A 19,333-nucleotide genomic window follows, 5' to 3' on the forward strand; every position below is an offset into this window, starting at 1 on the left:
CACGCCTCTACACCGATAGCTTCCCAAGCTTGGCAGAGTCAACTTCCCATCCTATCCCAAACCCACTAGGCAGTCTAACTTCGCCATGTTCAATCTCAGCCCTTACTTTAGAGGGATCATCAGCCAGAAATAGCGGGCCATTCAAATCGACTGGTGTTGATATCCCTAACGCATGAAACAACTGCGCACTCGCATAAAGGCCTAACGATGATTCCGTCAATCCTCCACCGATTAATTCCATTCCAGCAGCTTGAGCAATTTCACCACATCGTTTCGCTCGTGAGAGGCCACTCATTTTCGTCACTTTAATGACAATAGCATCACATGCATCTAATTGGATAGCTCGAACGACATCTTCAGGCGTCCATATACTCTCATCTAAAGCAATCGGAATGGTTGTGAATTCCCGAAGCTTCGCATGCCCTAATAAATCACCTGCTGCCAATGGCTGCTCAAATACATTTACTCCAACTTTCTCCATTTCCCTGCTTAAACGCATTGCCTCTTTTAGTCGGTAAGCCTGATTCGCATCTACACGAAAATATGCTTCAGGGATTACTTCCTTTACAGCTTTTATTATTTCGATATCTTTTTCGGGATTTAATCCTATTTTCACGTCAACACCAGTATATCCTTGAACACTCGCAATACGTGCTTTTTCTGCAGCATCTTCCACATTTGTGACACTGATTAAATAGGAAAGGGCAATTTTTCTTTGCTGTGGTGACAGCCATACATGCGCAAGTGGCTGCCCTGAGCTTTTACCGACAGCATCCATAACAGCCATGTCAATTGCAGCCTTCGCTATCGGCTGTCCGCGTGTTATTCCTGATGATATCTGCTGATCCATTACACTGTGAATTTCCTCCAGATCAACCAATTCCATGCCTGTTAACGCCTCAGCAAAATAATTTTGAATCGTACTTACCACCGTTTCCAATGTTTCATAACTCCAGCGATGACTTGGCCGCGCTTCTCCCCAGCCTTCCGTGCCATCATCAGCCGTTATACGCACATAAACATGTGGCGCACCTGCATTTTTACTCCCAACTTGCCCACCAGAAATGGAGAAATTTTGCAGCATCGGTAAATTTAAAGGAAAAACATCGATAGCTGTTATTCGCATAAATTAATTACTCCTTTAGAGGTGACATTATAACCCAGCCATTTATCCAAAAACTGATAAGCAGACTCTCGAATGTGCGGTGGAAAATCATGCCCTTCAGCACCAATTAATGATGTAAAACGGTCATGATAGCCCAGCTTTTCATATAGCTGGTACACATGATGCAATCCGCTGGCAATTGACTTCCAATGTGGAAAAATTGAATCACTTTGACCGCTCCAATTGAACACTGGCTTCGGTGCTACAAGAGCCAAAATTTCGTGAAATTCAAAAGGGATATCCCCTTCTGCTATCATTGGTGTTAATTTCGGAAAATGTGTATACCAGTCCCGGTCAGCCCAGCGCTGCGGCCGATAGTCTCCGGTGAACATAGAAAATCCGCAACTGGTTACGACAGCCTTCACCCTGCCATCTATTCCCGCCAGATAATAAGCATTATAACCGCCGAATGAATGACCGATAGCTCCGATACGCTTCCCGTCAACAAACTGATGGCTTTCGAGTAAATCAATTCCTTGCCGATGATCAATTAAATTCTTGGCAGTAATCGATGAATACTGCGGGAAGTCACGATAAAAGTATGCATTATGAAACGGCTTTTCACCTGTTTTAATCCGTTCTCCAGCAGTTAAAGCATCTGGAACTAATACGACATAGCCTCTTTGAACAAGTTCAGTCGCATAATTTTTAAAATGATTGGCATTATTTGTACTTACTGAATCCTTACCCATTTCATCTGTACCATGCAGTGCAATTACTGCCGGCAGCCTTTTTTCTTCTGCTCCCATTGGAATTAGTAAATATGCCGTAACAATATCAGCGTCAGCTGTGTTGTATGTGACACGCTGTCTGATAAAGCCATCTTCTTCTATCTCTTCATGTATTTTTAAATTTAACGGAACCTTCTCAGGAAGTTTGCCTATCATTTCCTGCCAGCGCCAGAGGATGTCTGATCTCTTTTTCGGCCAGTCTTCTGCAGAATCAACGCCATTAATAAGAGAAGGTATTCCTTGCTCATTTAACATATGCAGCTTGTAAGCCAATCAAATACCTCCTTACGTTTTAAAAGGGTGAAATTCTGACAGTACTACTTCACGACCTGAGCGAGCTGATTCATATATTGCCAAAATAATTTCAACTGATTTTCTTGCTTCAATACCAGATATCATTGGCTCACGGTTCTCTAAAATAGCTTCAATCATGTCACCAACAATAATCGAGTGTCCGTCATGATCATCCTCGGGTAATTGTGGCTTCTCAATTGGCTCATTAGTATTCATAAATTCCCAAATGTCCACAGTAGTATCGGAAACTTTCACTGTACCCTTGTCACCATTAACTTCAATGGATGTCTGCTGTTCCGGGAATACAGAGGTAGCACCTTGAATTGTTCCAAAACCACCATTTTTAAACTTCACCACAGCAACCGCAGTATCTTCAACCTCAATATTTTGGCGAACTAATGTATCGTTATAAGCAAAAACACTTTCAATTTCTCCACCAATCCACTGTAAAAGATCGACACCATGAACGCCCTGATTCATCAGTGCTCCGCCGCCATCAAGTTCCCACTTCCCACGCCAGCCTGCACTTGCATAATAGTCATCATCACGAAAATACTTCAAATAAGCGTGAATCATCATCATATTTCCTAGTTGCCCGTGTTCCTTAGCGTACCTTGCAGCGATAAAATGCGGTAATGTCCGTCTTTGGAAAACAGTTCCCAGTTTAACGTTTGCATCGTTACATGCATGAATCATCTGGTCCATCTGCTCGAACTTAATATCTAGTGGCTTTTCACATAAAATATGTTTTCCCATTGCGGCACAAGTTAGAGCAAATTTCGCGTGCATACCACTTGGCACACAGATACAAACAACATCAATCTGTTCTTGGAGCATCTCCTGATAATCTGTAAATGTTTTCGTTACGCCAAATTCTTCGGCCAATATGTCAGCCTTCTGTTGATTAATATCGGAAATTGCAACAAGCTCAGCCTGTGGGTTTGATGCAATCGCCTTGGCATGCAATGGTGCTAATACACCAGCACCTATAATGCCAAATTTTACTGACGTCATATTTTCACTCACCTCAAATTAAAACCTGTTTTCCAGTAGTTCTGCTTTCGTTCGCCGCTTCAATAAACCGAATAACCTCTCTCGTTTCAGCTAACGAAACTCGAGGGATTCCATCCTGAAAGAAATCCATTATATGGTCCAGTAAGCTAGCATAATAAGGCTTCGTACCCGTGTTTATATCGACATATTCACTCCCCTGTTCGAAATGAATTACTGCTCCAAATTGCTTGTTACCTTTGCGATTACCTCGAACAGTTCCAAAAAGCCCATCGCGCCGCTGTCCAACAATAACATCATGTTCATCGTTCGCTGTGGTGTTTACTGACTGAAAGCCCTCACCTAAAATTGCGAACAGAATTTCAATTGAATGGATTCCATACCAAAAAAAGCCCGGCTGTTTCTCCTGCAGTTCCATCGGGCCAAAGCAATCAGCACCTATTATTTCTCCTTTACCAGACATTGATAGTACGTCTATTAAGGCATCCGCATAGCGAAGTGCTGACGTACTCATAACTGGAGTCTGGTAAACTGAAGCAAGTTTAACCATTTCAGCAGCCTTTTCTGACTGCAGGCTAAACGGTTTATCAACAAAAATTGGTTTCCTATAGGAAATAATTCTCCGCAACTGTTCTAAATGAACTCTACCATCTACTGACTCTAATAAAATTGCATCACTTTCTTCTGCGACTTGTTCAATAGAGTCAGTGATTTTGACATCATATTTACTTCTAAGCTCATTTGTAAAACCCTCAACGCGTGAGATACTTAGGTCAAAGTCAGGGGAACCTCCAGGAAAAGCTATTACAACTTTCCCACCGGGGACATGATGTTTTTCTGATGGGTCATTAAGTAATTCTGTAAAGGCTACTGCATGCGAAGTATCTAACCCAATAATGCCTACCTTCAATTTGTCTGACATGTTTTGCCGCCTTTCAGATTAACGATAAACTCTTTTATTTCAGCCCCGACATCTGAATTCCTTCTGTGAAATAACGCTGGAAGAACAGGAATATAATGAAGGTCGGAACAAATGAAAGTGTCGACCCGGCCATTTCAATACCGAAATCACCTTCTTTACCGAGTAGCGATGCTAAACCAACTGTAACAGGAAACATTTCTTCCTTCGTCATATAAATCAATGGCTGAAATAGATCATTCCAGTTTGTTATAAACGAGAAAGTTCCTACTGTTGCAACTACTGGTATCGATAGTGGCAAAATAACCTTAAAGAAAACTTTAATATCATTAGCCCCATCAATACGTGCGGCCTCTTCCAGATCATTCGGGATATTTTGCAGGAATTGCCGTACTAAAAATACTCCCATAATCCCCCATAGTTCCGGAATAATTAAAGCCCAGTACGTATTGATCCAGCCGAAATCTGCAAACATAATATATTTTGGAATAATTAACAGTTGCTGCGGGATCATTATGACGCCCATAAATACCCAAAATATTATTTCTCTGCCTGGGAATTTTTTCTTGGCAAAAATATACCCCAGTATTGCACAAAATAACATCTGACTGAAGACAGGAATGATGGTAATAACCAAAGAGTTAAAAATCCACCTCAGAAAAATTCCGTCATTAAACAGATAGATATAGTTACTAAGGGTAGGATCTTCTGGTATCCAAAAAAGCGGATCCAGCAAAGCATATTTCATATCTTTAAACGATCCCAGAGCCATAATGATAAACGGCAGGAGAAAACTAAAGGCTAATAGAATCAATGCTGTATATGTGATCGTTTTTTTCAATTTTCTAATCTCCCTTCCAGAAAGACCTGTTGATTAATAGTGATTCGTGTCTTGTCCCAAATACTTTCTTTGGATAAGTGAAATAACCAAAATTATGAAGAACAATACATAGGACAGAACAGCAGCATAGCTTAAGTTAAGCCCTGCAAAGCCTTGTTGGTACAAGTAAAATACAATTGTCGTTGTTGAATAGTTTGGTCCCCCACCTGTAAGTAAAAATGTGGAGTCGAAAATTTGGAACGAACCTATCGTTGTAATAATTGCTACGTAAAAATGGATCGGCTTTAGCAGCGGAAAGGTTATTGTCCAAAATATCCGTAAAGGAGATGCCCCATCAATCCGTGCTGCTTCATACAGTTGTCTATCAACTGATTGCAGCCCTGCAAAATAATAAATCATCGTACTTCCGGCAACCTTAAATATACTTAACCCAGCCAGCACCATTAATGCCTGATCAGAGTCTGCTAAAAATAATTGTGTATCTATTCCAATGAAACTTAACAGATAGTTTACCATACCTGATTCTGTACCTCGGAATAACCATCCCCAGATACCAGCTATGATTACAAAAGATGTAACTACTGGCAGGAAAAAGATTCCTTTGTACACTCCTGATGCTTTAACACCTGAGTTAATGATTAGAGCTAAGATCAGCCCAAGTGCCATAGTAGGTACGATATAATAAATGGAAAATAGAACTGTATTCCAGATTGCTCTCCAAGCTAATTCATCATTTATAAACGCTATCCAATGTTTAAGTCCCACAAACTCTGGGTCGCCAATTACCTTCCAATCCAAAAATGTCAGGACAAAGCTGAATGCAAATGGGAATACCTGAAAAATTGCAAAGTGAATTAATGTAGGTATAAGAAAAATATACACAATTGCATTTCTATCCCATTGCTTTTTCACTCTTTCTTTAAATGGCAGCTTTGGTTTGTTGGAATTAGAATACTTACCATTATTTCTCTTCATCCGATCTTTTAAAGGGACTTTCCCTTTATTATGGGATTCCATTTCTTTGTTGATCTTGTCTGCATTATTCAGTGTAATCACCTTATTTCATATGTAAGTTAGTAACAGAGAATTTGACTAATAAACATCAGCCAAACTCCCTGTTCTATCTAGACCTTATTATTTGGCAATTTCAGCCTCTATTGCTTCTGCTGCTGCATCTGCAGCCTCTTGTGGAGTTTTCTTGCCTTCCATCATTGTTTGAACTTCTGCCTGAATCATTGGCATAATATTACGACCTTTTGGATGGATTACTCCAGGTAATGCATATTGTGTGTATTGTGAAAGCTGCTTCAAATACTTCTGATCATCAAAGATATCTTTTGCAGATTCTCTTGTTGGGATATATTGAGTTACTGTATTAAATCTTCTTTGGTTCTCTGCACTTGTAACTGTTTTTACAAATTCAGCTGCTGCTTTTGGATTATCACTATTTGTTGGAACAACGAACATTCCTGTTGTACCGTATGTCTTTTGCTCTTTATTTTTAAGAGGTGGTGCAATAACGAAATTCAGACCACTTTCCTGTAAATTTGTTAAGGAAATCCCTGAACCTTGTACGGCTAGCATTTCTCCAGCATTCCAGATTGCGTCATGATTCATAGCCGTAATGGAATCTTCAGGAACCCATCCTTTTTCATACATTTTATTGATAAACTTAAAAGCTTCTACACCTTCAGCATTATTGATCATCACTTCATCATCCTGTGTTACAACTTTTCCACCCGCTTGCCAAAGGAAAGGATATAACGTTCCATTCATTGATCCTCCGCCTTGATAGCTATAGGCATAATACCCTTCTTCTTTAGCTGCTTTTGCCCACTCTTCAAATTCACTCCATGTAGAAGGTAAATTTTCAGGATCTTTACCAATTGCTTCAATTACATCAACATTGTAGAAAAGCGTATATGCTTCCTGGAGAATTGGAAGACCATAAGTTTTATCCTGCCATTTTGTTGACACAAGTGCACTATCAACGAAGTCATCCATATTATTGTCTTCCAAATATGGATCAAGCTCTAATAACATACCCTCATCAGCATATTGTGGCATTTGATCCGGAATTGCATAAAATACGTCCGGCCCATTATTAGCTGCTAGAGCAGTAAGTATTTTTTGGTCCCGATTTCCCCACGGGATTGTTTCGATTGTTACTGTCGCATCGAATTTTTCTTCATAAGATGCTACGATTTCATCCCACATAGCTTCTTCAGCATTTGCATCTCCCGTAAATGGATGAACCCATACCGTTATTTCACCGGATACTTCTCCATCCGTTGCAGCGGCATCTTCATCCGAATTACACGCTGCTAAAACAGCTCCCAAGATAATAAGTAGTACCAGAATGCTAATTTTCTTCATTTTAATTAAACCCCTCTCTTCTTTTTAATAAGATTTGTTACATAATAAGTCAGAGTCGACAGACACCCCCTTAGAATTCCTGCATAAATATTTACCGCCATTATCAGAAAGCGTTATCATATATGTACAACTTTTCAGGAATTTTTTTGAATAGCAACTAAAATTATCGAAATATTCATTTCCTTGCTATTATTCTATGTTCTTTTCCGTCTAGAGACAAGTCTCTAAAGTGTCTTTAATAAAATAAATTTTCCAAGCAAGAACCGGTTGTACGTCATAATCTTGTTGACATGATTTTGAGACACCCATATAATGAATGAAAATATTAGCAATTTTGTGGAAAGATAATAATGATATGCTTCAATCTTAGTGAAGGGGGAACAACATGACATTCGGTGGATGGGAAAAATTTAATACCGCTGCTTTTTGGATGCTCAAATTAGCTTACATAAATTTACTTTGGATTTTATTTACCATAGCAGGTCTAGTGATTTTCGGACTGTTTCCGGCTACCGTGGCAATGTTTACTATTGTCCGTAAATGGATGCGCAAAGAAAGTAACTTTAAAATCTTCCCTGTATTTTGGACAGTTTTTCGCACCGATTTTATAAAGGCTAATGGCTTAGGTCTATTGTTTATTATTGTCGGTTACATCCTTTATTACGACTTTACTTTTCTTCAGGTAAACGACGGTAAATTGGCTTATTTACTGCCTGTATTTATTTTTATTTTAGCTTCATATGCAGTGACCTTGTTATTTTTCTTTCCAGTGTTCGTGCATTTTGATCTAAAATTCTTTCAATATATTAAACAATCATTTTTAGTTGCCATAACCTCCCCAATCGAAACAATATTAAGTGCTGTATCGATTGTACTAATATATTTTGCAATCACACTTCTTCCAGGAGTAATTCCGTTATTCAGTGGCAGTATATTGGCAATTGCGATAACCTGGACTAGTTTTAGAGCTTTCAGGAAAATTGAACGCAGGAAAGGATTAGCTTAAATAGCATGATATTTAAGGAAAGGTTTAACCTCATGGGTTAGACCTTTTTTAGTGTTGGAAAATTCACATAGTACATTTGTCCTAATTAACATAAGGACTCTTAAAAGACTTGTTATAGGTCGATACTTGTCTAAAAATATTAACTATAGAGAAAATTGAAAACGCTCTCTGAGGAAGGCAATCATATGTAATAAAAATAGGAGGTGAATCCGGTTTAGAGTTTAATTCTTAACAATTCACAGAGGAAAGGATGAGTAATTAAGATGCGTAAAGTAACATTTCTATTGGCACTACCATTACTATTCACTATTTATTTAGGTGTTGTTGAAAACAAAAATGCAGAAGCCGCAGAAAGTAACGTACGAGAAATTGGAACTGCTTTAAATGCTGTTTCCATTCCTGGAGCTGTCTATGGTAAAAGTCCAGATGGTGAAGAAGATTGGATCTATGCAGTCTCCGGAGGGGCGCCTGCTGTTTTTAATGTTGTAAATGCTGAATCTGGTAAACTAGTTAATAGCTTTTCATTGGAAGGGGCTAGTAACAGCTGGGCACTTACAGTAGATCCTGATGGCAATGTTTATATGGGGACCTACTCAAACGGCACACTATACCGTTATGTACCAGGAAGCGATCATATTGAAAACCTTGGCAAGCCTCTTCCAGGTGAATCATTTATCTGGCGCATTAGTTCCGATGAAGACGGTAACATTTATGGCGGGACATATCCAAGCGGTAAAGTATTTCAATATAATCCCGAAACGGACGAGTTCCGTGATTATGGCCAAATGGTTGAAGGACAGCAATACGTTAGAAGTATAGATATCTATAAAGACAAGGCATATGCCGGGGTTGGGACTAATGGGGCAAATCTTGTCGAGTTAGATACAGAGACAGGAGAAACTAAGAATATACCATTACCTGACAAATATTCAGACGCGTCACTAGTTTACGATATTAACATTGTTCGCAACAAGATGTTTGCAAGAGTTACAGGTGGTGTTAGCACTATTCTTGTATACGATTTGAAAACAATGGAAGTTATTGACGAGATTGAAGATGCGAATGGAATAGATGTCTCCCAAGCGGGGCCAAAGTACAACATTTATTTAATCAGAAATGAACAACTCTATTCTTATAATTTAAATACGCTTGAGTTAAAAGCAACAGGATTTGACGATCTCTATTCGGCACGAGGATTTGGCTGGATTAATCTCGGCACGAAGGAATTTCCAGGTAAAACACTAGCAACCATATCGTGGAACGGAGAAATCCGAAAATATAATCCAATAACCGGGAACACTGAAATCACGCCTGGACAGATAAAAGGAGAACCGGTCGATATCCAAACCCTCACTCAAGGACCTAATGGAAATATATTTGTTGGTGGTTATTTTTCCGGCGGGCTTGCAGAGTTCGATTATCAGACCGATCAACTGACAGAGTATAAAGGCCTTGGGCAAATTGAAGGTATGGTAACGCATAATGACAGATTGTATATGGGCATTTATACAGGAGCAGAGCTTTTTTCCTACAATCCTGATAACCCATATGAGCTAGGTAAAAATCCAGTAGAGCACTTCAGCTTGAAGGATAAAGAACAAGATCGACCTTTTGCACTAGTTTCTGCTGGCGATAAACTGGCAGTCGGTACTGTGCCTGATTACGGAAAATTAGGCGGAGCATTAACTATCTTTGATCCCGCAACAAATGAATACTCCTTCCATCGAAACGTCGTGGAAAACCAAAGTGTAATCTCACTTGCTTATAAAGACGGATTAGTATATGGAGGAACTTCGGTTTGGGGAGGACTGGGAATCCAACCAACTGAAAACGAAGCAAAATTATTTATCTGGGATATGGAAAATGAACAGAAAGTATTAGAGACCGTTCCAGTACCTGGTGAAAAGGCAATTTCAGCACTAACCCTTGATGATGATGGAAACCTATGGGGATTAACATCAGGAGTTCTGTTTAAATATGACATCCAATCCAACCAAATCGTTCGCCATGAAGAATTATATTCATTGAATTGGGATAGAGTTGGTCACCTATGGCGCGGAGGCGCATTAACATTTGATGACGATGGTAATCTTTACGGTCAGACACATAATGAACTTTTCAAAGTAAATCCAGAAACCTGGGAAAAAGAAACGTTAGTTGAAGATGCATCTTTATTCGCACAAGATGCTGCTGGAAACTTCTACTTCGCCAGAGACCATAAACTTTATCAATATCAACGATAATAAATAAGGAGAGATATTAAATGAAAGGACAACCTATATTAAAAAAGTGGCCCTATTTATTAGCAGGCTTATTGGTACTTGTTTTAGCAGGACTCCCATCGCTCACACAAGCAAACTCGGGTCAGGAATCAACTGAACTTGCTAACACCACTTACGGGGAAGCCGAAAAGGTATTAGCACCGCTTACCGGAACAGTTAGTATTTTCGATGGTGCAGTTGGAAAAGAAGATGGCCATGACGTTATGTACACTACTGCAAAAGGCATACCCGCAAAGCTTAATGTGGTAGATTTGGATAATTATGAATTGCTAAGGACGATTACGCTTGAAGGTGCCGAAAGTACATGGGCACATGAAGTGACAGTCGATGGTGACTTGTATATAGCAACTATTGGCGGAGGTGCAAAGCTTTGGAAGTATTCTCCTGAAACGAAGGATGCAAAAGTTGTAGCATCCTTCCCAGGTCAATCATTCCCTTATTCGATAACATCAGACCCTGAAGGAAATGTATATGTTGGAACCTATCCGGGCGGAAAAGTTTATAAATTTAATCCGGAAAACGAAGAAGTTACAGATTATGGGAAAATGATTGATGAGTCTTCAAGGCAATATATTCGATCAATCGCTTATATTAAAGGAAATATTTATGCCGGAACTGCTAAAGATAAAATAATCAAATACAATATTTCTTCCGGAGAGAAGACTAATATTGCTGCTTCTTTAGATGAGACAGGCACCGTATACGACATGGATCGAGTGGATAATCGCTATTTGTTTATCAGATATAACGACACAAACAATGGCTACATTTACGATACACAAACCCAAGAGTGGCTTGATGTTGTCGTTCCAAACGTAAGAGGTTTGCATGTAGAACAAGAATCACACAATGGATTAGTGTATTACATGACACCAGATGATAAGTTTATGTCGATCGATTTAAACACACTGGAGATTAATGACACTGGTATGAGATATGGCAGTGGCCTGCGAGGTGCGGATTGGGTTGAACTAAGCGACCCGGATCTACCTGGCAAAAGTCTTGTTACCATTAACTGGACTGGCAGTGTAACCATATTTAATATCGAGACAAACCAGGTTATCGAACGTCCTTCATTAGTAGAAGGGGCACCAGCGATTATGAATAAAGTAAAGAATGGTCCCGATGGAAATATTTATATTAGTGGTACTCAAGCTACAGAGGGAGCTATCTTTAATCCAGTTGATAACTCTACTACCTCTTTCGCATTAGGACAGGGCGACAGTATGAGTTCTTATGAGGATAAAATGCTTTTTGGAGTGTATCCTGGGGCAAGAATTTTTGAATATGACACAACAAAAGAACCAACAGAAAACAATCCTAAGCAGCTCTTTCAAATCGGGAAAGAGCAAGATAGAATCAGTGATATAACAAGCGCAGATGGAAAGACGTTTATCGGAAGCATTCCCGATTATGGTAAGCTAGGTGGTGCTTTAACGGTATATGACCAGACTGGAGAACAAACCAATCCAACTGTTTACCGTAATATAGTAGAAAATCAAAGCATTGCCAGCTTAGCCTATAAAGATGGTATTGTTTATGGTTCAACGACCATTAACGGTGGTCTGGGGATAGATCCAGTTGCTGAACAGGCCAAAATTTTCAAATGGGATGTTGAAAACGAACAGAAATTAGAAGAAATATCGCTATCAATCGAAGGTCTAGATAACCCTGAGACGATTGGCGACTTATCCTTTGGTAAAAATGGTTTATTATGGGGTGCTGCAAATAACATTATTTTTGCATTGGATCCCGACACGTTAAACGTAGTAAAAAGCAAGAAGATCTATCCGGATGGAGCTCTTTATTACGCTGACTGGCAAACAATTGATTTGGAATGGTCAAACGATATATTATATGCAAAATTTGATAATAATCTAACTGCCATCGATCCAGAAACACTTGTCAGTCATAAGATTACTCAGGCTAAATCTTTTACTATCGGAGTTGATGGAAACATATACTATTCTCTTCCGTCTAACCGAACACTTCTTTACAAGGTTGAAGTAACCAGTGCAGGGCTTGTACAGGAGATTATTGACCGTTATCACACGCAAGAAGATATCAAGCAACCTGTCTATGCTCAACTGACTAATAAATTGGAACAAGCGAAACACCATTTAAATAAGGATAATAAGAAACAGGCGATTAAGCACCTGAATGACCTGCTTAAACATCTGAACAACGATTCTATGAAAGAATTTATTTCAGATGAGGCAAAGGATATATTGAATTCTAAAGTTGAAAACCTTATAACAACCTTGTCATCTGAAAATGAGAAACCGCCAGTGAATTCCATACAACTAATAAATCCAGACTTTGAGGAACCTTTGACAGATGAGGTTATACCCGGCTGGACATCTGCGTTTCAAGTAGGTGGAGAACATTATTACGAAGTTACGGATGAACGCAGTTTTAGTGGTAACAACAGTTTAAAGATTGAAGACACTGTAAGATCTGCATCTGTTGCACTATACAGTGATAAAATAGATGTTGAACCTGGTGTTGAGTATATAGCATCAACCCAAGCCTTTACTGAAGATGGCTCAGGAAGCTTCCTGTTACGCTTTTACGATAAAGATGGTAACCAAGTCGCTAATTATGCTAATCATTTCGAGACCATGCTTGGACAATGGGAAAAAATCAACACGCAGGGTGTCGCTCCTGATAATGCTGCATATGTACGAATCTATGCATATACAACAAGCTATCAAATAGGAACCGTTTATTTTGATGATATCAATCTATGGACAAACCAGGAGTAGATAAGAACTAATTAAAAAGGTCAATGTATTGTGTATTCAATACATTGACCTTTTTCTTATTTTCCAAACGTATTTTTCATTCGTTCGAGCGGATCATCTCCAATTGCAGGATCCCACTGTAAAACCTGGTCAGCACTGTTTAGTTCTTTTTTAAGTTCATTATAATCTATGTTCTGCACACTTGTTTTATTTTTAAAAGCAAGACCAGCGGCTGCTCCTGCTGATTGGCCAATGATCATAAACACTGGTTCCATACGGATTGACCCGTAGGCTATATGAGAACTTGATAAACAGACCGGAACTAATAAATTCGTACATTCATCAGCACGAGGGCGAATGGAACGATAGGAAATCGGATACGGCGAAATAGGAACTTCCACATCTCCCTCATTAACACATTTTCCATCCAGCACAACTCTTCTAACATGATGTGAATCCATTTGATAGGAAGCAAGTCCAATCGAATCATCAACACTGGTTTCTCCCAGACAATTATTATCTGTCATTACATAATCAGATCTCATTCTTCTGCTTTCTCGAATGTACAATTGTGGTGGCCAGTGCCCGGTACTTTCAAATTCATCTTTCGGTAAACCCCACTGTGAAACCTCCTCACGAATATGCAAAGGAACGCGCATGTCATTCGACAAAAAATATAACATTCCTAAATTATAATTCACATGATCCTGAAAAATCTCTTCGCGAGTCTGATAACTCCCTTCTGGCCATTGATAGTTCATTCCAATATTATCAGTAGATACAGCCCCATAGTTATTCAAATCAGACTTCCCATTAGGAAGCATTATATGAAGATTCATAGCATCCCAAACACCTGCATTGATATAACGCAACAAAATCAAATATCTATTTGAATCATACTTTGGAGGTTCTGGAAACGGAACGCGGTTTTCAAGATCATTTGTTAAGCAAATACGAAAATTATAGGATTGGATACGGTGATCCCCTTCTCCCTGGGATGATTGGATCGTTGCGTCCTCGGTTACTCCAGGCAATAGCCCGCTTTCCTTATCGCCTTCTATGACATATGGATCAACTGGCGTTTCGAACTTATGATGCGGCTCACCAAGACGAACACCATTATACGTCTCGTCATATATCGCATTAGATTCACGCCCCACCGTGTAGGAGATGTTCGCCTTAGCCATCAAATCACCTTCATAACTAGCATCCACAAAATACGCTCCCTTGAATGTATTGCCGTTTTCCATCACGATTTCGTTGATCTCTTTATCTTTCACCTCAACTTCTTTAAGATGCTGGCCATAATAGACTGGTATGTTATGCTCCTCTATCCAACTAATGAACACATGCTTGGCAGCTTTTGGCTCAAATGTCCACTGCTCTTCTTTCCCATAATACTTGCCTATTTTTTTATAGAATTCTCTTGAAAGACCACCAATCGCAGCTTTAGCGCCTAGATCAGTAGCTCCAAGTCCACTAGCTGTAATCCCACCGATATGACTTCCAAATTCAGCAATTGCAACCGTCAGCCCCATCCTTTTTGCCTGAACAGCAGCCGTTATCCCTGCCGGTGTTGCACCATATACAATTAAATCCTTTATAATTGTTTGCGGGTTATTCGAAACTGGTGATGGCACATAGTATTTCAGGTTACTAAAATCCATTTATTTCTCCCCGTTCTGTGCTTTCGCTAGCCATGCTTGTTGACAGTCAGTCGCTATCTTCTTTAAACAGCTAAAATAAACGAGAGTCATGTCTTTTGTCGAAAGCGACTTGTAACTTTGACCAGCAAATATGGTTTCACTGGTTACACTCTTATCTGTAAAAAAATCAATTATCTTTTGTAAGAAGTCTATTATTTCCTTATCATTACGGTCACTTATTACTTTTTCGGGATCAACTACCCTGGCAGGAAATAATGGTACATTCCATTTCGTGTGCCTTGATAAGATTTTCTCTAAATCTAGCAGCAGTAAGCGATATTTCTCTTTATCTTTTCCAAACACTGAGAAATAACTGTCTAACAGTGAATCAAAATCCTTCCCCCAACTTAAGCCGGCGTATAAATAATTATTCAGCTGATGAATCCATTTCCAAGGATATTTACTTGCCCTTTCCGATGAAGGATTTTTCTCATGAAGTGGAACAACCAAATTCAATACCCCATCAATATGATGCTCTTTATAATCTGTAAAGTCAGACTTGATACGGGATAACAACGGGGGGAAAAGTTCACTCAACATAAAATGATCACTGTAATATTCCAGTACGGTGAAGCCCTGTCCCTTTTGACTTGTTTGATCCCGCCAATCTATTAAACTGGAATATGCTCGCTCCTGCTCAGGGGAAGAGGCATGAATAGATTGTGAATAATCCCGCCCCCAATATGCATAAAGTACATCAACGTGCTCAGATGCCTTTGTCTCAGCGTTACGCTCTAACATATTCCATACCAGACCAGCATTGTAAACAATATGTTCAACTTCTACGTTTAATTGTTCCTCTTTTAAGCTGAATTTCAATCTCTCAATAAATGCAATATACGAAGACATAAAATTAGAAAAGCGTTTCTCGTCTATACCAACATCTTCCGGCCAAAGAGAGATACGGGAGATAATTGGATCTGCGGTACAAATATCGGTTATTTTATTTATAACCAGGTCCTGAATTTCAATACTTGTAAAAAAGCTAAATCCATCTGCCTCTTTAAATGAAGAATAGGAATAATCATTTTTAATTTCATTCAATAGATAATTTAAACTATGCCCACCCAGCGTGACATTTACACTTCGTTTTACTAGATCTTCGCGTATGTATTGTTTAATTTCGTCCCACAAAAAGAAAGTAAAAAAGAATTCGTTTAAACCACTTTTTATCCCCCAATCAATCAGATCCCGAATATAATCATAATCATTAATCGTTTCAATAACATTCCCTCTTCTAGAAAATAAAGGCTCCTGGATGCCATAAATATTAGCTGAGGTTGGACTAACTTTGTGGCTTATCTCTTCGTTTATACCGATCCACTGATAGCGATATTTTTTCTCACAATAATTATAAACCCCATAAAGGGTCGACCGCTCTTCCTTCCCTACAATCCAGACATTTCCCTTATCCTCGATTAGCGCAAAGCCATCTTTTTTAACCTGAAGTGGCTTTACGCAGTAAGCAGATTTATTATACTCCGCTTCTAACATAATAAAAATTTTATCGTAATTGATGGAGGCTGGTAATAAAGATTGCTGAACTTCTACATCTAAACCTTTATTTGCGATTAACCTTTGTAGTTCATCTGCTGCAAATTTAATTGTTGCATGACTGGAGTTATATATAATTGATCTCAGAAAAATTCACTCCCTTAAAAACTAGTACATTGGTTACAATTATAGTATTAACATTAAGTCCTTAATAGGTCTTTAAACATTGCGGGGAACCATATGCTGCGTGTACCCACCCTTCTATTACTAATATAATCGAGACTCACGTGAATAAAGTGGCATTGGAATTATATTTCGATGCAGACGCCACTTTTCATACTTGAAAAACGATAGTACTTATGAGAAAGGTATTTTCTGCTTTAGCAGAAAATGACCGATTGAGATGAGGATTTTCGTCGCAAGCTATCCTTGGTGAGGTCTATTGCACGAGTTGCGGTGTGGTTCGCTCGAGTTTGGGTTCGGCTCGCTCGAGTTTGAGAGCCGCTCGGTTTGATTGCTAGACCATTCTATACCAATATCCGCACACACCAAAAAAGGCAGACCCGCTTAAGCGAGCCTCCCTTGATTAAACGTTGGATCAATTAATTAATCCGACCATCCTTAGTCCATGCAGGATGCCATCATCTTGTACATCTTTTGTCACAAATTTAGCTGATTCTTTTACCACATCGGCTGCATTGCCCATCGCGATACTATTTTTGACTGATTGGAGCATCTTAATATCATTCAGTCCATCACCGAATGCATACACATCGTCTTCAGAAAATTGCAGGTGGTTGATCAATTTCTCGATACCTGCTGCTTTGGAGCCGCCGGTCGGCAGGACATCCATGGAATATTCGTGCCAGCGGATAAATTCGAGCTGGTCAAATGCTTCCGAATAGTCTGCCTCACCCTCTTCCGGACAGAACAACAGCACTTGATACACGGTGCCATCCCGGTGAAATTCGGGATTATAGGTTAGCTCCTTATCAATTTTAAGTGAATCAATTGCTGGTTTCACCCGTGGATGGTACTCGGTATTGGAATACCAATCCTCATGATTCAAATAAATAATCGGGTGATTTCTGGCCAAAGCAAAGTTGTTCAGTTCTTCTAAAACAGTTGAGGGTATCGGGTTTTTGTGAATCACTTCGTCATGATGCATGGCGTATTGACCATTCAAACTCACAAATGTATGGATATCCAATTCTTCCAATATTGTTTTGAATGTAAATGGCGAACGGCCGGTTGCAGCCGCTACCACATGTCCGTTACGTTTCAATTCAGCAATTGCTTCTTTAGTCGATTCCGGCAGTTCCTTATTGTGATCGAGAAGTGTCCCGTCAATATCAAACAAAATTAGTTTTTTATCCATTTTTTTCACCATTTCATAGTAAATTGACCATCAGAAATGAATGATAGCCATTATAAGATTAATTAAAATGTATTCCTTTTTCAAGCTATGCGGTCCAGGTTGATTCAAAGAGAGACTTTTATTGTTAGCTAGAATCAACATAGTAGTGATCGAACTAGTTCGAACCTTAGTAGAAGATTTTCGGAGGATGCCGAAAATCAACATCATTGAAAAGGGCTGTTGCGCGAGTTTGCTGTGCTGTCGCGCAAGTTTCCTGAGTTGCCGCGCGAGTTCACCGCGTTGTTGCGCGAGCCTGTCGCATCACCGCGCGAGAATAAAAAACAGACCCTCCTAAGCGAGCCTGCCTTGTTCAAACGTTTGATCAACTAACAATAATCCTACTCCACCATAGTTATTTCTCAAAGCCATCTTCATTATTCTGATGCCATTCCCATGCGTGGGAGACCATTACTTCTAATCCCTGGTATTGTGGCGTCCAGCCCAATTCACGCTTCGCCTTTTCTGATGAAGCGATTAATACTGCTGGGTCACCCATGCGACGAGGCGCTAGCTCAGCATTGATCGTTTTTCCGGTTACTTTTTTACATGTTTCCACTACTTGATTCACCGAAAACCCTTTACCATTTCCAAGATTATATACATCACTAGCTGCACCTTCCTGAAGTTTCTTCACTGCCAGATAATGTGCTTGTGCTAGGTCCATGACATGTATGTAATCACGGACACAGGTGCCATCATCTGTATCGTAATCATCGCCGAATATTTTGATCGATTCTCTTTTGCCTAAAGCAGCTTGCAGAACGATAGGAATCAAATGTGTTTCCGGATCGTGATCCTCACCAATTCTGCCTGCTGGATCTGCGCCTGCCGCGTTAAAGTAACGCAGACATACCGATTTGAGACCATATGCCTGATCACTCCACTTCAATAGTTTTTCAATAGCTAATTTTGTTTCACCATATGGGTTTGTCGGGATAGTTGGGTCCGTTTCTTCTATTGGTATGGAATTCGGTTCTCCATATGTCGCGGCAGTTGACGAAAAGACAATATGCTTCACATCATGCTCGACCATTTTCTTCACCAAACGATGTGTCCCGATTACATTGTTCTCATAATAGCTTAATGGATAACTAACACTTTCCCCCACAAGCGAACTAGCTGCAAAATGAATAACAGAATTAATCTTATGTGTATTAAAAATTTCGTCTAATATAGATTCGTCATGAATATCACCTTTGTAAGACAACGTCCCGAGCAATGCACCAGAATATCCCTTTGACAGATTATCCAAAACGATAACATCCTCACCCTGTTCCTTTAAATAAAGCACTGTATGACTGCCTATATACCCTGCTCCACCTGTTACGAGAATTGCCATTTGATTAT

15 protein-coding genes are annotated in these 19,333 nt (G+C 39.5%); 4 read left to right on the forward strand and 11 right to left on the reverse strand.

The features are described from left to right. Nucleotides 1-7: 7 nt before the first annotated feature. From ACTWQM_RS03155 to ACTWQM_RS03185, 7 genes are all read right to left on the reverse strand, one after another. The gene (locus tag ACTWQM_RS03155; RefSeq protein ID WP_443256704.1) at nucleotides 8-1,126 is read right to left on the reverse strand and encodes a mandelate racemase/muconate lactonizing enzyme family protein; all 1,119 of its coding nucleotides are present in this window, start codon (nucleotides 1,124-1,126) and stop codon (nucleotides 8-10) included. Next, the gene (locus ACTWQM_RS03160) at nucleotides 1,117-2,169 is read right to left on the reverse strand and encodes an alpha/beta hydrolase family protein (RefSeq protein ID WP_443256705.1); all 1,053 of its coding nucleotides are present in this window, start codon (nucleotides 2,167-2,169) and stop codon (nucleotides 1,117-1,119) included. The genes ACTWQM_RS03155 and ACTWQM_RS03160 overlap by 10 nt, the downstream gene beginning before the upstream one ends. Before the next feature lie 12 nt (nucleotides 2,170-2,181). Next, a complete protein-coding gene (locus ACTWQM_RS03165; protein WP_443256706.1) occupies nucleotides 2,182-3,204 on the reverse strand; it encodes a Gfo/Idh/MocA family protein in 1,023 nt (340 codons plus the stop codon). A 13-nt stretch (nucleotides 3,205-3,217) separates the two neighbouring features. Beyond that, complete coding sequence (locus ACTWQM_RS03170) at nucleotides 3,218-4,123, reverse strand: Gfo/Idh/MocA family protein (RefSeq protein WP_443256707.1); 906 nt, start codon at nucleotides 4,121-4,123, stop codon at nucleotides 3,218-3,220. 34 nt (nucleotides 4,124-4,157) lie between these two features. Further along, entirely contained in the window at nucleotides 4,158-4,961 is an 804-nt protein-coding gene (locus ACTWQM_RS03175) for a carbohydrate ABC transporter permease (RefSeq protein WP_443256708.1), read from the reverse strand. Nucleotides 4,962-4,994: 33 nt separating this feature from the next. Further along, nucleotides 4,995-5,936, reverse strand: coding sequence for a carbohydrate ABC transporter permease (locus ACTWQM_RS03180; protein WP_443256709.1), 942 nt, complete (start codon nucleotides 5,934-5,936; stop codon nucleotides 4,995-4,997). 159 nt (nucleotides 5,937-6,095) lie between these two features. Then, complete coding sequence (locus ACTWQM_RS03185) at nucleotides 6,096-7,337, reverse strand: sugar ABC transporter substrate-binding protein (protein ID WP_443256710.1); 1,242 nt, start codon at nucleotides 7,335-7,337, stop codon at nucleotides 6,096-6,098. Between the two features lie 385 nt (nucleotides 7,338-7,722). On the opposite strand from ACTWQM_RS03185, the gene ACTWQM_RS03190 reads away from it, so the two are divergent. From ACTWQM_RS03190 to ACTWQM_RS03200, 3 genes are all read left to right on the forward strand, one after another. Then, nucleotides 7,723-8,343, forward strand: coding sequence for a YesL family protein (locus ACTWQM_RS03190; protein WP_443256711.1), 621 nt, complete (start codon nucleotides 7,723-7,725; stop codon nucleotides 8,341-8,343). A 263-nt stretch (nucleotides 8,344-8,606) separates the two neighbouring features. Beyond that, complete coding sequence (locus ACTWQM_RS03195; RefSeq protein ID WP_443256712.1) at nucleotides 8,607-10,586, forward strand: WD40 repeat domain-containing protein; 1,980 nt, start codon at nucleotides 8,607-8,609, stop codon at nucleotides 10,584-10,586. Between the two features lie 20 nt (nucleotides 10,587-10,606). Beyond that, the gene (locus ACTWQM_RS03200; RefSeq protein WP_443256713.1) at nucleotides 10,607-13,390 is read left to right on the forward strand and encodes an FIMAH domain-containing protein; all 2,784 of its coding nucleotides are present in this window, start codon (nucleotides 10,607-10,609) and stop codon (nucleotides 13,388-13,390) included. A 56-nt stretch (nucleotides 13,391-13,446) separates the two neighbouring features. Here ACTWQM_RS03200 and ACTWQM_RS03205 read toward each other — a convergent pair whose 3' ends face one another. From ACTWQM_RS03205 to ACTWQM_RS03215, 3 genes are all read right to left on the reverse strand, one after another. After that, nucleotides 13,447-15,036, reverse strand: a complete 1,590-nt coding sequence (locus tag ACTWQM_RS03205; protein WP_443256714.1) for an FAD-dependent oxidoreductase — start codon at nucleotides 15,034-15,036, stop codon at nucleotides 13,447-13,449. Beyond that, a complete protein-coding gene (locus tag ACTWQM_RS03210) occupies nucleotides 15,037-16,722 on the reverse strand; it encodes an alpha-glucuronidase family glycosyl hydrolase (protein WP_443257083.1) in 1,686 nt (561 codons plus the stop codon). Nucleotides 16,723-17,167: 445 nt separating this feature from the next. Then, nucleotides 17,168-17,947, reverse strand: coding sequence for a Cof-type HAD-IIB family hydrolase (locus ACTWQM_RS03215; protein ID WP_443256715.1), 780 nt, complete (start codon nucleotides 17,945-17,947; stop codon nucleotides 17,168-17,170). A 219-nt stretch (nucleotides 17,948-18,166) separates the two neighbouring features. Here ACTWQM_RS03215 and ACTWQM_RS03220 point away from each other — a divergent pair, with 219 nt between their 5' ends. Then, the gene (locus ACTWQM_RS03220) at nucleotides 18,167-18,316 is read left to right on the forward strand and encodes a hypothetical protein (RefSeq protein WP_443256716.1); all 150 of its coding nucleotides are present in this window, start codon (nucleotides 18,167-18,169) and stop codon (nucleotides 18,314-18,316) included. A gap of 22 nt (nucleotides 18,317-18,338) precedes the next feature. Here ACTWQM_RS03220 and galE read toward each other — a convergent pair whose 3' ends face one another. Then, entirely contained in the window at nucleotides 18,339-19,325 is a 987-nt protein-coding gene (gene galE / locus ACTWQM_RS03225) for a UDP-glucose 4-epimerase GalE (RefSeq protein WP_443256717.1), read from the reverse strand. Nucleotides 19,326-19,333 lie beyond the last annotated feature (8 nt).

The organism is Virgibacillus sp. L01, from assembly GCF_052246775.1.
In the GTDB taxonomy this organism is placed as follows: Bacteria; Bacillota; Bacilli; order Bacillales; family Amphibacillaceae; genus Lentibacillus.

Excerpts from the sequence above, each read along its gene's own strand:
- ACTWQM_RS03155 (WP_443256704.1), bottom strand. The coding sequence starts at position 1,126 with ATGCGAATAACAGCTATCGATGTTTTTCCTTTAAATTTACCGATGCTG.
- ACTWQM_RS03165 (WP_443256706.1), bottom strand. The coding sequence starts at position 3,204 with ATGACGTCAGTAAAATTTGGCATTATAGGTGCTGGTGTATTAGCACCA.
- ACTWQM_RS03170 (WP_443256707.1), bottom strand. The coding sequence starts at position 4,123 with ATGTCAGACAAATTGAAGGTAGGCATTATTGGGTTAGATACTTCGCAT.
- ACTWQM_RS03180 (WP_443256709.1), bottom strand. The coding sequence starts at position 5,936 with ATGAAGAGAAATAATGGTAAGTATTCTAATTCCAACAAACCAAAGCTG.
- ACTWQM_RS03185 (WP_443256710.1), bottom strand. The coding sequence starts at position 7,337 with ATGAAGAAAATTAGCATTCTGGTACTACTTATTATCTTGGGAGCTGTT.
- ACTWQM_RS03190 (WP_443256711.1), top strand. The coding sequence starts at position 7,723 with ATGACATTCGGTGGATGGGAAAAATTTAATACCGCTGCTTTTTGGATG.
- ACTWQM_RS03195 (WP_443256712.1), top strand. The coding sequence starts at position 8,607 with ATGCGTAAAGTAACATTTCTATTGGCACTACCATTACTATTCACTATT.
- ACTWQM_RS03200 (WP_443256713.1), top strand. The coding sequence starts at position 10,607 with ATGAAAGGACAACCTATATTAAAAAAGTGGCCCTATTTATTAGCAGGC.
- ACTWQM_RS03205 (WP_443256714.1), bottom strand. The coding sequence starts at position 15,036 with ATGGATTTTAGTAACCTGAAATACTATGTGCCATCACCAGTTTCGAAT.
- ACTWQM_RS03215 (WP_443256715.1), bottom strand. The coding sequence starts at position 17,947 with ATGGATAAAAAACTAATTTTGTTTGATATTGACGGGACACTTCTCGAT.
- galE (WP_443256717.1), bottom strand. The coding sequence starts at position 19,325 with ATGGCAATTCTCGTAACAGGTGGAGCAGGGTATATAGGCAGTCATACA.